This is a genomic window from Streptomyces viridosporus T7A (assembly GCF_008704515.1).
In the GTDB taxonomy this organism is placed as follows: Bacteria; Actinomycetota; Actinomycetes; order Streptomycetales; family Streptomycetaceae; genus Streptomyces; species Streptomyces viridosporus.
Map to the genome: position 1 here is coordinate 7,017,143 of NZ_CP023700.1, position 13,740 is coordinate 7,030,882.

General features: G+C 73.8%; 13 protein-coding genes. 6 read left to right on the plus strand and 7 right to left on the minus strand.

Annotated features, from left to right (window positions below; genetic code table 11):
• The first annotated feature begins 2 nt into the window (after window positions 1–2).
• Entirely contained in the window at window positions 3–512 is a 510-nt protein-coding gene (locus CP969_RS32050; protein WP_016823703.1) for a hypothetical protein, read from the plus strand.
• Between the two features lie 208 nt (window positions 513–720).
• Here the strand turns inward: CP969_RS32050 and CP969_RS32055 are convergent, their stop codons facing one another.
• From CP969_RS32055 to CP969_RS32070, 4 genes are all read right to left on the minus strand, one after another.
• A complete protein-coding gene (locus CP969_RS32055) occupies window positions 721–1,695 on the minus strand; it encodes an acyl-ACP desaturase (protein WP_004980357.1) in 975 nt (324 codons plus the stop codon).
• Window positions 1,696–1,902: 207 nt separating this feature from the next.
• On the minus strand, window positions 1,903–2,679 hold the full coding sequence (gene ddaH / locus CP969_RS32060) for a dimethylargininase (protein WP_026084704.1): 777 nt from the start codon (window positions 2,677–2,679) through the stop codon (window positions 1,903–1,905).
• Between the two features lie 228 nt (window positions 2,680–2,907).
• Window positions 2,908–5,178 (minus strand): ATP-binding cassette domain-containing protein, encoded by a 2,271-nt coding sequence (locus CP969_RS32065; protein ID WP_016823701.1) that lies wholly within the window; start codon window positions 5,176–5,178, stop codon window positions 2,908–2,910.
• A 10-nt stretch (window positions 5,179–5,188) separates the two neighbouring features.
• On the minus strand, window positions 5,189–6,868 hold the full coding sequence (locus CP969_RS32070) for an ABC-F family ATP-binding cassette domain-containing protein (protein ID WP_004980351.1): 1,680 nt from the start codon (window positions 6,866–6,868) through the stop codon (window positions 5,189–5,191).
• A gap of 307 nt (window positions 6,869–7,175) precedes the next feature.
• Between CP969_RS32070 and CP969_RS32075 the strand changes: the two genes are divergently transcribed.
• Both CP969_RS32075 and CP969_RS32080 read left to right on the plus strand, forming a co-directional pair.
• On the plus strand, window positions 7,176–7,847 hold the full coding sequence (locus CP969_RS32075) for a GOLPH3/VPS74 family protein (protein WP_016823700.1): 672 nt from the start codon (window positions 7,176–7,178) through the stop codon (window positions 7,845–7,847).
• A 105-nt stretch (window positions 7,848–7,952) separates the two neighbouring features.
• Window positions 7,953–8,792, plus strand: coding sequence for an isocitrate lyase/PEP mutase family protein (locus CP969_RS32080; protein ID WP_026084703.1), 840 nt, complete (start codon window positions 7,953–7,955; stop codon window positions 8,790–8,792).
• Between the two features lie 16 nt (window positions 8,793–8,808).
• Here the strand turns inward: CP969_RS32080 and CP969_RS32085 are convergent, their stop codons facing one another.
• Window positions 8,809–9,225 carry a spore wall synthesis regulator SsgD gene (locus CP969_RS32085; protein ID WP_004980344.1) on the minus strand — a complete coding sequence of 139 codons (417 nt, stop codon included), beginning with the start codon at window positions 9,223–9,225 and terminating at the stop codon, window positions 8,809–8,811.
• 395 nt (window positions 9,226–9,620) lie between these two features.
• On the opposite strand from CP969_RS32085, the gene CP969_RS32090 reads away from it, so the two are divergent.
• Window positions 9,621–9,944, plus strand: coding sequence for a hypothetical protein (locus CP969_RS32090; protein WP_016823698.1), 324 nt, complete (start codon window positions 9,621–9,623; stop codon window positions 9,942–9,944).
• Between the two features lie 118 nt (window positions 9,945–10,062).
• The gene (locus tag CP969_RS32095) at window positions 10,063–10,755 is read left to right on the plus strand and encodes an endonuclease V (RefSeq protein WP_016823697.1); all 693 of its coding nucleotides are present in this window, start codon (window positions 10,063–10,065) and stop codon (window positions 10,753–10,755) included.
• 34 nt (window positions 10,756–10,789) lie between these two features.
• Here the strand turns inward: CP969_RS32095 and CP969_RS32100 are convergent, their stop codons facing one another.
• Together CP969_RS32100 and CP969_RS32105 are read right to left on the minus strand one after the other, a co-directional pair.
• Window positions 10,790–11,002, minus strand: a complete 213-nt coding sequence (locus tag CP969_RS32100; RefSeq protein ID WP_016823696.1) for a hypothetical protein — start codon at window positions 11,000–11,002, stop codon at window positions 10,790–10,792.
• A gap of 373 nt (window positions 11,003–11,375) precedes the next feature.
• Window positions 11,376–12,554, minus strand: coding sequence for a saccharopine dehydrogenase family protein (locus CP969_RS32105; RefSeq protein WP_016823695.1), 1,179 nt, complete (start codon window positions 12,552–12,554; stop codon window positions 11,376–11,378).
• 398 nt (window positions 12,555–12,952) lie between these two features.
• Here CP969_RS32105 and CP969_RS32110 point away from each other — a divergent pair, with 398 nt between their 5' ends.
• The gene (locus CP969_RS32110; protein WP_004980330.1) at window positions 12,953–13,453 is read left to right on the plus strand and encodes a TspO/MBR family protein; all 501 of its coding nucleotides are present in this window, start codon (window positions 12,953–12,955) and stop codon (window positions 13,451–13,453) included.
• The last annotated feature ends 287 nt before the right edge of the window (window positions 13,454–13,740 follow it).

Consider the following 13,740-nt stretch of genomic DNA (forward strand, 5'->3'; position numbering starts at 1 on the left):
CTGTGACCGCCACTCCCACCGGCCCCGACCCGACCATGGAAGCCATCGGCCGAGCCGTCGTCGAAGGACGATCCGGCGGCATCGCTCCGGCCCGCCGGAAGCTCCTGGCCCTGTGGTCGACGATCGGCGTCACCGGCGACCCGCTGCACCGCTGCACTCTCGCGCACTACCTGGCGGACCTCTACGAGGACCCCGCCCAGGGCCTGGCCTGGAACATCCGTGCCCTGGACGCTGCCGACGCCGTGACCGAGCAGCGCGTTCAGGAACATCACGCCGGTCTCCGCCTCGCCGGCTTCTATCCGTCCCTGCACCTCAACCTCGCCGACGACTACCGCCGACTCGGGTCCTTCGACGCCGCCACCGAGCACATGAACAAGGCCAGGGAGCATGCCCCCGACCTCCCCCAGGACGCCTACGGCGCCTTTCTGCGTGCGGCCCTCGACGAGGTGGCGGAGGCCATCTCCCAGCGGGACACCACCCCGCGAGGCTCCGCCCCGGGGCCCACCGCGTGACGCGCGGGAACGCACCCCTCACCAGCGAGGGGTGGCGTCACCTGATCGAGTGCCGCTGCCGCGCATGGCCGAACACCCCCGGGGCGGGGCGGGCCGGTCGTGACTGCGGCCGGGCGGCTGTCGGGGAGGCCGGGAACGCGGGCCCGGACCGGCCCGGCCGGGGGCCGGCGGCCGGTGCCCGGCGATGCCGGCGGTCTGCCGGCCGGCCTCAGTGGGCCGCGCGCGCCGCCATCCGGGCCTTGCGGGCCGCCAGCTTCTCGTCGAACTTCTGCGCCTCCGCGTCCAGGCCGCCCAGGAACACGCCGAGCTCCTCCTGGGCCTTGCGGCCCTCGGGGCCGAGGCCGTCGATGTCCATGACCTTCAGGAAGCGGAGCACCGGCTGGAGCACGTCGTCGTGGTGGATGCGCAGGTTGTAGACCTCGCCGATGGCCATCTGCGCGGCGGCCCGCTCGAAGCCGGGGATGCTGTGGCCGGGCATCCGGAAGTTCACGACGACGTCGCGCACCGCCTGCATCGTCAGGTCGGGGGCGATCTCGAAGGCCGCCTTCAGGAGGTTGCGGTAGAAGACCATGTGCAGGTTCTCGTCGGTCGCGATGCGCGCCAGCATGCGGTCGCAGACCGGGTCGCCGGACTGGTGGCCGGTGTTGCGGTGCGAGATGCGGGTGGCCAGCTCCTGGAAGGCGACGTAGGCCACCGAGTGCAGCATCGAGTGCCGGTTGTCCGACTCGAAGCCCTCGCTCATGTGCGCCATGCGGAACTGCTCCAGCTTGTCCGGGTCCACCGCCCGCGAGGCGAGCAGGTAGTCCCGCATCACGATGCCGTGCCGGCCCTCCTCGGCCGTCCAGCGGTGCACCCAGGTGCCCCAGGCGCCGTCCCGGCCGAACAGGGTGGCGATCTCGTGGTGGTAGCTCGGGAGGTTGTCCTCGGTCAGCAGGTTCACCACGAGGGCGATCCGGCCGACCTCGGTGACCTTGGACTGCTCCTTGTCCCAGGCCTCGCCGTCCTCGAAGAGACCGGGGAAGTTGCGGCCGTCGCTCCACGGCACGTACTCGTGCGGCATCCAGTCCTTGGCGACCTTCAGATGCCGGTTGAGTTCCTTCTCGACCACTTCCTCCAGCGCGTACAACAGCCGGGCGTCGGTCCAGACGGACGGGCTGCCGAGGTGAGGGGAAGTGAGCGTCACGGGAACTCCAGGGGACGGTGCCGAGTACGACGGAGCCGGCGAGCGGTGCCGGAACCTACGGAATCGTAGGCTACGAATCCGTAGGTTACGAAACCGTAGGTTAAGAGCACGGTAAAGACCGCTGATCAGGTGTGTCGCCGCGAGATCTTCCCGGTCGGGCGAGACCGGAGTCAGAAGTCCGTGAGCCGTACGGGTGAGGGGCGCCGGTCAGGCGTGCAGCTCCCGCAGGCGCACCGAGAGGCAGGTCACGCAGCCCTCGAGCTTCTCGAACTCGCCGATGTCCACCAGGACGGGCTCGTGGCCGAGGTCCGAGAGCAGCTCCGCGGTCTTCGGCGCGCTCGAGGCCATCAGCAGCTTGTCCCCGCCGAGCAGCACCACGTGCGCCCCGGACTCCTCCGGCACCGGCAGGAAGCGGGGGAACAGCGACGGCGCGTCCACGTTCGGGAGGTGGCCGACGACCGTCCCGTCCGGCAGTGCGGTGACCGCCGACTTCAGGTGCAGCACCTTGGCGACCGGCACGGCGACCACCCGCGCGCCCAGCGGCTCGAACGCGGCCCGCACCTGCTGGACCCCGGCCGCGTTGGTGCGCCCGCCGCGGCCCACGTACACGGTGTCGCCGATCTTGAGCACATCGCCGCCGTCCAGCGTGCCCGGTTCCCGGACCCAGCTCACCGAGCAGCCCAGGGACGCCACGGCCTCCTCGACGCCGGTGGTCTCGCCGCGCCGGGACTCGGCGCCGGGCCGGGCGATCAGCGCCACGTTCCGGTACATCACCACCGTGTCCTCGACGAACACGGAGTCCGGGCAGTCGTCGGCCGGGGCCACCTCGACCGTCTCCCAGCCGTGGGTGCGCAGTGCCGCCCCGTACGCCTCCCACTGCTCCGTCGCCCGGTCGACGTCCACCCCCTCCCGTTCGATGTGCGTCACCAGCCCCTCGGCCAGACGGGGGCTGGGACGGCGGATCAGGGCCTTCTTGCTGGGCACGGGCATGACTCCGTATCGGACGGGGGCGTGTCGGTACGGCGCCGGGGGCCTCCCGCGGGCGGCGGGGACCTCCTCGGCCGTCGGCGGACCATCATGCAGGGCGAATCGGGACAGGACCACCCCCGGCGGCCGGAAGAAGTACCCGCGGATGACGGCCCCGGCGGCCCGTACCCGTCCGTGCCCGCCCGCCTGTGCCCGTTCGCCCGCGCCCGCGGCGGGTCCTCCGCGTCACCGCCCCCGCACCGCCCGCCGCAGATGCTCCCCGGTGAAGGACCCCCGGGCCGCCAGCAGTTGCTCCGGCGTCCCCTCGAAGACCACCCGGCCGCCGTCCCGTCCGCCGTCCGGGCCGAGGTCGATCACCCAGTCGGCGCGGGCGATCACGTCCAGGTGGTGCTCGACCACGACGACGGTGTTGCCCGCGTCCACGAGCCGGTCCAGAAGGGTGACGAGGCCGTCCACGTCGGCCAGGTGCAGCCCGGTGGTCGGCTCGTCCAGGACGTACACCACCCCCTTGCGGTGCAGCCGGGTGGCGAGCTTGATGCGCTGCCGTTCGCCGCCGGAGAGCGTGGACAGCGGCTGCCCGAGGGTGAGGTAGGTCAGGCCGACGTCCCGCAGGGCGCGCAGCCGGCGCCGCACGCCCGGGTCGTCGAAGAAGTCCAGCGCCTCGTCGGCCGTCATGCCCAGGGCGTCGGCGATGGAGCGGCCGCCGACCGTCAGCCGCAGCACCTCCTCCTTGAAGCGCCGGCCCTCGCAGTCGTGGCAGGTCGTGGTCACCGGGTCCATGAAGGCGAGGTCGGTGTGGATGATCCCGCGGCCCTCGCAGGTCGCGCAGGCACCGGCGGAGTTGAAGCTGAACAGTCCCGGATCCCGCCCCGTCTCCCGCGCGAAGACCTTCCGCACCGTGTCCATGATCCCGAGGTACGTCGCCGGGGTGGACCGCGCGGAGATCCCGATGGACGACTGGTCGACGACCACCGCGTCGGCGTGGGCGGCGGTGAACTCCGCGACCAGCGTGCTCTTGCCGGACCCGGCGACCCCGGTCACCGCGGTCAGCACCCCGGCCGGGAACCGCACGGTGACCTCGCGCAGGTTGTGCCGGTCGGCGCCCTTCACCCACAGCTCGCCGGCCGCCTCCCGTACGACGTCCTTGACCGCCGTGCGCCGGCCCAGGCACCGCCCGGTCAGGGTGCCCGAGGCGGCCAGCTCGCCCGGCGTCCCCTCGAACACCACGCGGCCGCCCCCGGCGCCCGCGCCGGGGCCCATGTCGACGACGTGGTCGGCCAGCGCGATGACGTCGGGGTCGTGCTCGACGACCAGCACGGTGTTCCCCTTGTCCCGCAGCCGCAGCAGCAGTTCGCCGAGGCGGTGCACGTCGCGCGGGTGCAGTCCGACGCTGGGCTCGTCGAAGATGTACGTCATCCCGGTCAGGCTGGACCCCAGGTGCCGCACCGTCTTCAGCCGCTGGCCCTCGCCGCCGGAGAGGGTGGACGTCTCCCGGTCGAGGCTGAGGTAGCCGAGGCCGATCGTCTCGATCCGCTCCAGCGCGGCGACGGCGGCCCCGGCGATCGGCCGGGCGAGGGGGTCGTCGAGCTCCCGCAGCACGGCGATGAGGTCGGTGACCTGCATCCGGGTGCAGTCGGCGATGGACAGCCCGCCCACGCGCGTCGCCAGCGCCGCCTCGTTCAGCCGGGCGCCCCGGCAGTCCGGGCAGGTGCCCTCGGCCAGGAACCCCCGCACCATGTCGCGGGTCTTCTGGCTCATCGCCGCCAGGTCCCGCTTCAGGTAGAGCCGTTCGAACCGGTCGGCGAGCCCTTCGTACTCGGTGGTCCAGGTGCCGCCCGTGCCGTTCACGGTGACCTTGCTGCCGGGACGCCCGCGCATCAGGAAATCCCGCTCGGCCGCGGTGAACTCGCGCACCGGCCGGTGCGGGTCGAGCCCGTCGCTGTTGGTGTACGCCTGCCCCTGCCACGTCCCCGGGGCGAAGGGCGGGAAGCGGACCGCCCCCTCGGCGAGGGAGCGGTCCACGTCGAGGATGCGGTCCCAGTCCGGCCGCACGGTCCGGCCCAGGCCGTCGCACCCGGGGCACATGCCCGACGGGTCGTTGAACGAGTACGCCGTCGCCGGCCCGGCGCTCGGCGTGCCGTGCCGGGAGAACAGCACCCGGATCACCGCGTACACGTCCGTCATCGTGCCGACCGTCGACCGGGAGTGGCCGCCGACGGGCCGCTGGTCGACGACGATCGCGGGCGTGAGGTCCTCCAGGGCGTCCGCGTGCGGCCGCTCGTACTTGGGCAGCCGGTTGCGGACGAACCAGGTGTACGTCTCGTTCAGCTGCCGCTGCGACTCGACCGCGATCGTGTCGAAGACGACCGACGACTTCCCCGATCCCGAAACGCCGGTGAACACGGTCAGCCGGCCCTTCGGGATGCGGAGCGTGACGTCCTTGAGGTTGTTCTCCCTGGCCCCGGTGAGGGTGATGAACGCGCTGGACTGGCTCATACCGCCGACGTTAGGCGGGATACCCGACAGCTTCCGTCGTGATTTCCTTCAGTTCTCCCTCCTCCATCAGCAGCCACCGCGTGATCCCGATGGACTCCAGGAACGGCAGGTCGTGACTGGCGACGATCAGTGCCCCCTCGTACGACTCCAGGGCCGTGGTGAGCTGCCGGGCGCTCGCCATGTCGAGGTTGTTGGTCGGCTCGTCCAGCATCAGCAGCTGCGGCGCGGGCTCCGCCAGCAGCAGTGCGGCCAGTGCGGCGCGGAAGCGCTCGCCGCCGGACAGGGTCGCCGCCTTCCGGTCGGCGCGGGCGCCCCGGAACAGGAAGCGGGCGAGCCGCGCCCGGATCCGGTTGTCGGTGGCGTCCGGAGCGAACCGGGCCACGTTCTCGGCGACCGTCAGTCCGTCGTCGAGGACGTCGAGCCGCTGCGGCAGGAACCGCAGCGGGACGTGCGCCGTCGCCTCGCCCGACACCGGCTCGAGCTCCCCGGCGATCGTGCGCAGCAGCGTGGTCTTGCCGGCGCCGTTGCGCCCGACCAGCGCGACCCGCTCCGGTCCCCGCAGGTCGAAGCCGCCGTTCACCCGGGCGCCGTACGCCAACTCCAGGTCCAGGAGCGTGAGGACGGTACGTCCGGGCGGCACGGCCGTGTACGGCAGGTCGACGCGGATCTCGTCGTCGTCCCGCACGGCCTCCACCGCCTCGTCGAGCCGTTCCCGGGCCCCGGCGAGCCTCTCCTCGTGCAGGAGGCGGTGCTTGCCCGCGGACTCCTGCGCCGCACGCTTGCGCGCCCCCATGACGATCTTCGGCTCGCGCTTCTGGTCCCACATCCTCTGCCCGTACCGCTTGCGGCGGGCCAGTTTGACCTGGGCGTCGGCCAGCTCGCGCTTCTGCTTGCGGAAGTCCGCCTCGGCGACCCGCACCATCCGCTCGGCCGCCTCCTGCTCGACGGCCAGCGCCTCCTCGTAGGCCGAGAAGTTGCCGCCGTACCAGACGACCTCACCCACCCGTCTTCCACCACCACCCTCGACCGAGGTGCCGCGCGCCGCCGTGCTCACCCGGCGCAGATCCGCGATCTGGTCGACCAGTTCCAGCAGTTCGCGGTCGTGGCTGACCACGACCATCACGCCCGGCCAGTTTGCGACGGCCGTGTACAGCCGCCTGCGGGCGTACAGGTCGAGGTTGTTGGTGGGTTCGTCGAGCAGCAGCACGTCCGGCCGGCGCAGCAGCAGCGCGGCCAGCCGCAGCAGCACCGACTCGCCGCCCGACACCTCGCCGACCGTGCGGTCCAACCCGATGTGCCCGAGGCCGAGTTCACCGAGCGTGGCCAGGGCGCGCTCCTCCACGTCCCAGTCGTCGCCGACGGTCTCGAAGTGCTCCTCGGCCACGTCGCCCGCCTCGATGGCGTGCAGCGCGGCCCGCCGTGCGGCGATACCGAGCGCCTCGTCGACCCGCAGCGCGGTGTCCAGCGTCACGTTCTGCGGCAGGTACCCCACCTCGCCGGCCACCCGGACGGCGCCACCGGTCGGCGTGAGCTCACCGGCGATCAGCTTCAGCAGGGTCGACTTCCCCGCGCCGTTGACACCGATCAGCCCGGTACGGCCGGGACCGAAGGAGACGTCGAGGCCCTCGATGACGGGCGTGCCGTCGGGCCAGGTGAAGGAGAGGGACGTACAAGTGATGGATGTTGACATACGGGCCTCCGCGGTTGCTCGGGGCGGTCAGGGGCAAACGCGTATGGAGACACCGCGAGAGGACGACCGGCAGCCGGGAGGAAGCTCTGGGCACGAGAAAAGCCCTGCTCCGCACAGAAGGACGGCTCGAACGCCGAGGTCGCACGCGACGTGCACACCCCACGGGTGTGACGCGGTGTCTCAGAACCTCAGACGAGCAACGTCCTTCTCCCATCGACGGCAACAGAACCGTCGAAAACCGTACGAGGGGCCGGATCGGCTGTCAACGGTTTTACCGATCGCGACCTCACCGACCCGAGGAGGTTCCGTGCCCAACGGCCCGCTCTCGCTGCCGGCCCGGCTCCATCTGCTGGCCTGGAACACCACGCGACGGGAGGTCACCGATCCGGCCCGGCTGCCCCCTCTGGTGCGGGCCGGTGCCCTCGCCGACCTGGCCCGGCGCGGTCTGCTGATCGACGACGACGGCATCGCCACACCCCTCGACCTGGACTCCCGCACCGGGGACGCGGTCCTCGACGGACTGCTGGAACTCGTCAGCGAGTCCTGCCCGCACCGCTGGCGCACCTGGGTGACGCTGCACGCCCGGTACACCCTGGACGCGGTCCGCGAGCAGCTGGTCGCCGAGGGGTTCCTGCACGCGGAGAAGCGGCGGGTGCTCGGGGTGTTCCCGTCCGTGGAGTACGTCCTGGACGGCGTCGCCCGCGTGGACGCCCTGCAGGACGAGGCACGGCTGATCCTCGACGGCCCCGTACCGGCCGGGGACGTCCCCGAGGCGGACGCGGCCGTCGTCGCCCTGGCGGCCTCCGCCGGACTGCGCACCCTGCTGCCGGACCGGGACCGCGCCCGCCACGAGCGGCGCATCGAGGAGCTGACCGAACGGGGCGGGGCCGCGACGCCCGTCCTCGGCGGGATCGTGCGCGGACTGCGCGCGGCGGTGACCGCGGCGGTGCCCACGCCCTCGCCCACGACGGGCGGATGAGCCCCGCCCGGTGACCGCTCCGCCGCCGCGGGGACGGGTCCGGCCGGACGTGCGGGTCGGATTTCCGCCGGACACGGACCCCGCTCCGCTGGTTGGGTGATCCGCATGACGCATCCCACCGCCACCCTCCGTGACCGCGCCCTCGCCTTCCGGGCCCTGCACGTCCCGGGCCGTCCGCTCGTCCTGCCCAACGCCTGGGACCTCGCCAGTGCCCGGCTGGTGGAGGAGGCGGGCGCCGCCGCCGTGGCGACCACCAGCGCCGGTCTCGCCTGGGCCCTCGGCGCGGCGGACGGGGACGGAGTGGACCGCGAGCGGGCACTGAGGGCCGTCGCGGAGATCGCCGGAGCCGTCGACGTGCCCGTCACCGCGGACATCGAGAGCGGCTATGCCGACGATCCGGCCGGCGTCGGTGACACCGTGCGCGCGGTCGTCGCCGCCGGCGCGGTCGGGGTGAACATCGAGGACGCCCTGCACGGCGCGGCGGAAGGCCCGTTGCGTCCCGTCACCGAGCAGGCCGAGCGGATCGCCGCCGCCCGGGAGGCCGCCGACGCGGCCGGTGTGCCGCTGTTCGTCAACGCCCGCGTCGACACCTTCCTGCGCGGCGCCGGGGGAGTGGACCGCACCCTGGAACGCGCCGCCGCCTACCGGGCCGCGGGCGCCGACGGGATCTTCGTCCCCGGGGCCGTCGACCCGGGGACCGTCGGGGAACTCGCCGCCGGGGTCGACGGGCCGCTGAACGTGATGGTCGGGCCCGGCGCACCACCGGTCGCCGACCTCGCCGCCCTGGGCGTCGCCCGTGTGAGCGCGGGGTCCGGCATCGCCCAGGCCGCCCACGCCCTGGTCCGCCGCGCGGCGCGGGAGCTGCTCGGTACGGGGACGTACGGCACGCTGGTCGGCGGACTCGACTACGCGGAACTCAACACCCTGCTCGGCGGCGCGCGTTGAGCCGCGGGGCCCCGGTTCAGCAGGAGTCGCGCATCAGCTCCGCGAGACCGTGGTCCAGATCGAGCTGGAGGTGCTCCAGGCCGGTCGGCACCAGCTCGCTCGTGGCCTGGAGGAAGCGGCGCACCTCACCCGAGCGGACGTGCACGACGGCGGTGCCCTCGGGGGCGTGGAACTCCAGCACGGTGCGGTCGTAGCCGTACGGACGCACCCGCACGTCGCCGTGGCCCTCGGGGCCCTGCAGTCCCGCGGTGAGCAGCTCGCGGGAGAAGGTCCAGCAGACCTCCACGCCCTCCAGGGTGGCGGGTGCGGGGAAGGTCATGCGGACGGCGAACGGGTCCCTCCGGTCGTAGTGCAGGGTGGCGGGAATGCTCGGCATCCGCGGCGCGGCGGCGACGAGACGGGCCTCGACGGGCTGCTCGATGACGGTGGACAACGCCTTGCTCCCTCGTGACGTCTGGACGGGCTTCCGGGCGGATCGGGTCGGCTATCGAAAGAGACGACGGAATCAGCCAATCCGTGCACACGGAGACCGAGTGACCTCTGTCACCGCCTTCATGCACCCGGGTGACGAGGCTCTTCTCACGTACTCCGCACGGCATTTGCGCTGTTCGCCGGATTTTCCCTCCGCCTCGTCGGTGCCGTCCGGACGGCACCGACGAGGCGGAGGGGCGGACGGCCGGACGGGCGGAGAAGGCGGGCGCGCCGCGGCCGTGCGCGGGGCGGTGGAGGAGGGGAGGGGGCCCGACCGGAGCGCCGGCGCATGCGACGGGTCCTATTTGCCGCCGACGTGGGTACCCGTTCGCTGAACGCGAGAGGAAGGGAGCGGACATGCCGCGCGGTTCCAGCCCCAAGCGGGAGCGTCAGTACGAGCACATCAAGGAGAGCGCGCAGGGCCGGGGCGAGAGCACGGGACGCGCCAAGGAGATCGCCGCGCGGACGGTGAACAAGGAGCGCGCCCGCTCCGGTGAGTCCAAGAGCGCGAGCCGCACCTCGACCCAGGACATGTCGTCCGGCAAGCGGGGCGGCCAGCGGTCCGGCAAGGGCTCCCAGGGACCGACCTACGACCAGCTGTACGAGGAGGCCAAGCGCCGAGGCGTCGAGGGCCGTTCGCACATGAACAAGAGCCAGCTCCAGCGGGCGCTCGGCAAGTGAGCCGCCCCGCGCGGCCCCGCCGACGGTGACGCCCACCGCCCCGTCTGCGGGGCCGTCGTGCGCGGGGCCGGGGACGCCCGCCGCGCGGAACGCGCACGCCCCGTAGGCTCGGGGCACCATGACGACCGTACGCATACCGGCCGACTGGCCCGGAACCGAGGAACAGGCCCGCGCCGTCCAGGACGCACTCCGTGCGCGGGTGGTGCTCGACGAGCCGGGCCCGCCGCCCGGGACGGGCCGGGTCACCGGGGTCGACGTGGCGTACGACGACGAGCGGGACGTCGTCGCGGCGGCGGCCGTCGTCCTGGACGCGGCGAGCCTCGACGTCGTCGCCGAGGCCACGGCCGTCGGCCGGATCTCCTTCCCGTACGTGCCCGGGCTGCTCGCCTTCCGCGAGCTCCCCACCGTCCTCGCCGCCCTCGACGCCCTGCCCTGCCCGCCCGGCCTGGTCGTCTGCGACGGCTACGGCCGCGCGCATCCCCGCCGCTTCGGCCTCGCCAGTCACCTCGGCGTCCTCACCAGCCTGCCGACGATCGGCGTCGCCAAGAACCCCTTCACCTTCGCCCACGACACCCCGGACACCCCGCGCGGCAGCACGGCACCGCTGCTCGACGGCCGCGAGGAGGTCGGCCGCGCCCTGCGCACGAGGGACGCGGTCAAGCCGGTCTTCGTCTCGGTCGGCCATCGGACGGACCTCGACAACGCCTGCGCCCACACCCTCGCGCTGACCCCCGCCCACCGCCTCCCGGAGACCACCCGCAGGGCGGACGCCCTGTGCCGCAGGGCGCTCCGCGAGGCGGCCGGGGCCTGAACCCCGGCCGGCCCCGGCCCGGGCGCCGTGGGACCTAGGAGACCCCCTTCTCCGCCCCGGCCGCCGTCTCGACCTTCCAGTGCCCCACCTCGCGGTACTCCGAGTCGTAGATCACCGACCCGTCGCCGGGCTCCAGCGGGAAGTGGCGCACGTTCCCGCCCCAGTACCGCAGGATCCGCCCGAGCTCCCCGGCGGGGTCCTTCGCCAACGCTTCGCCGTCCATGGTGACTTCGAGAAGGAATCGCATGCCTTCAAGGGTTTCATTGAACTCCTTGTTGGCACTTCGAGGACCGGTTCCGCCGATCGGCGTCGGGATGCCGGGCCGGGGCGGCCCGCAAGTCCCAAGTCGGGGAACACCGAGCCGCACGCGCCGAACCGGGGGCGCTCATGTGCGCACCGAGTACGTGCACGGATGCCCGGTCACCAGCCCCGCCGACGGGCTCGGGCGCATGGCGCCGCGCCGCGCGCCCGAGCCCGCCGCGCCTTCCGCCCGGCCCGGCGAGCGGGCCGTGACGACCGGGCCGGTGCTCGCCCTACCGGCCGGGCCCGGCCGGATCGCCGGGATGATCCGCACCGTTCCCGAACGGCCGCCGCAGGGCGGTCCCGGCCCGGTCCGCCCGTCAGCGGGTCGCGGCGACGCGGAAGCGGATCCCCGCGCTCTGCAACCGTTCGATCAGCGCGTCGCCCATCGCCACCGCCGTCGTGACCTGCCCGGACGTCTGCGGGAGGTCGTCGAGGGCCAGGCTGAGCGCCCCCTCGGCGAGCATCTTCGCCGTCTCGTCGTAGCCGGGGTCACCGCCCGAGACCTCCGTGTACACGCGCCGTCCGCCGCCCTCGCCCACGAAGCGGACGGTGAACCAGCTCCGGGCGCGCTTCTGGGGGCTCGGCCCCTCACCGGGCTTGAGCCGGTCGGAGAGCAGGCGCCGCGCGGCGGGCAGTTGGGCCGCCGCCACCAGAGCGCCCACGGCCGCGGCCCCGCCGACCGCCACGGGAAGACGGCGGACCGCCGCGTAGTGCCGGTAACGGAAGTCGGGCCCGTACCGGTCGAGCGTCCTCGCCGACCGGCGCACGATCTGCGCGTCGACGGTCGGCAGCGGCAGGGCCCAGGCGCCCACCTCCGGGGCGTAGCGCGGCGCACCCGACGGTACCGAGACCCGGCGGCCCACCAGCCGCGGCTCATGGCGCCGGCGGTCCCGGGCCGCCGCGCGGAGCTGCCGGGGCCGGGCGAACTGGCCCAGCGCCGAGGCGAACGTGCCGCCCGAGAAGGCCGCGTCGGCGGTCACGAAACCGTCCACGGTCAGGGGAACGCCCTCGGGCAGCTGCCGCACGGTGAAGTAGGCGCCCAGGTCGTGCGGCACCGAGTCGAACCCGCAGGCGTGCACCAGTCGTGCGCCGGTCTCCCGCGCGCGTGCGTCGTGGCGGACGTACACCAGGTCCACGAACTCGGGTTCACCCGAGAGGTCGACGTGGTCCGTGCCGGTCTCCGCGCAGGCGGCGACGAGTCCCTCGCCGTACTCCACGTAGGGGCCCACCGTGGTGGCCACCACGCGCGCCTGTTCGGCGAGTTCGCGCAGCGAGGCCGGGTCGGACGCGTCCGCCCGCAGCCGGCCGATTCCCGCGCCCCCGGGCAGCCGCTCGCACAGCCGCTCCAGCTTCTGCGCGCTGCGGCCCGCGACCGCCCAGCGCAGCCCGGCGGGCGCGTGGGCGGCGAGGTACTCCGCGGTGAGCGCCCCGACGAAGCCGGTGGCTCCGAAGAGCACGATGTCGTACGGACGGTCCGTCCTGTTCAGCCTGCTCATGACACCCCTTGGTCGTGCAACCCGCCGCTGTCGGTCGCCGAGGTTAGCGTGCGGCGGGCAGAGCACGACGGCGGCCCCGAAGGAATCCGGACGGGCCTGTTCAGGACGGCTCCGACACCGTGACGGCTCCGACACCGTGACGGCTCCGGCCGCGGCGGGAGCACCGCATCGGAGCCGCGGCACGGACCTTCGCGGCCGACCGGGAGCCCGACGGCACCGGCCCCCCTTCGCCCGGTGACCGGGTCCGCCCGCCGAGACCGGCGGACCCGGTGGTGCACCCGCACGGGCATCCGGCCGGGCCGCCCGCTCCCGCGCGGCCCGGCCCCCGGCCCCCGGCACCGGGCGGCGGGGCGGCACGCGCCCCGTGTTTCCCGCCGTCGCAGGGGTACGCGTCCGGCATGCGGACGAAGCACAGGACCCCACGGGACGGGTCCGGCGGCCGGTGGACGTACGCGGCCGCCGGGGCGGCGGTGGGTCTGAGCGCCTGGGTGGGAGGGCGGGCCGCCGCCCCGTCGGACGCCTGGTACGCATCGCTGGACAAGCCGGCCTGGCAGCCGCCCGCGCGGGTCTTCCCGGCGGTGTGGACACCGCTGTACGCCTCGATCGCGTGGAGCGCCGGCCACGCCGTGAACCGTGCCCGCGGCGGTGAGCGACGTGCCCTCGTGGCCGGCTTCGGCACGAACCTGGCGCTCAACGCGGCATGGACCTGGTTGTTCTTCGCCCGCCGCAGTCCGGCGGCCGGTGTCTGGGGCGCCCTGCTGCTCGACGCGAGCAACCTGCGGCTCATCCGCCGCGTGGCGCGCAGCGACCGGAAGGCCGCCGCGGTGCTGGCGCCGTACGCCGGCTGGTGCGCCTTCGCCACCGCGCTCAGCGCCTCCCTCACCCGCCGCAACCGCTGAGGACGGCGGCGGGCCCGTGTGCCCGTCCCCCTTCGGCCCTGACGCGGGCGGCGCCCGGCAGGACACGGGCGGTGTCCTACCGGGCCGTGACCCCGACCGGACTCCTAGACTGGTCCGGCACCGGACCGACGGGCACGGACACCGGCGAGCCGCAGCCCGCCGAAGCCGTCGCCGACGGTGCCTCCCGCCGAGAAACCCCCCGAACGGCTCACGGAACCGCACGGCGGTACTAAGCGCTTGCTCGCCCGGTCTTGTGCCGGGTGGGACACGTTCCTAGCATCACTGGT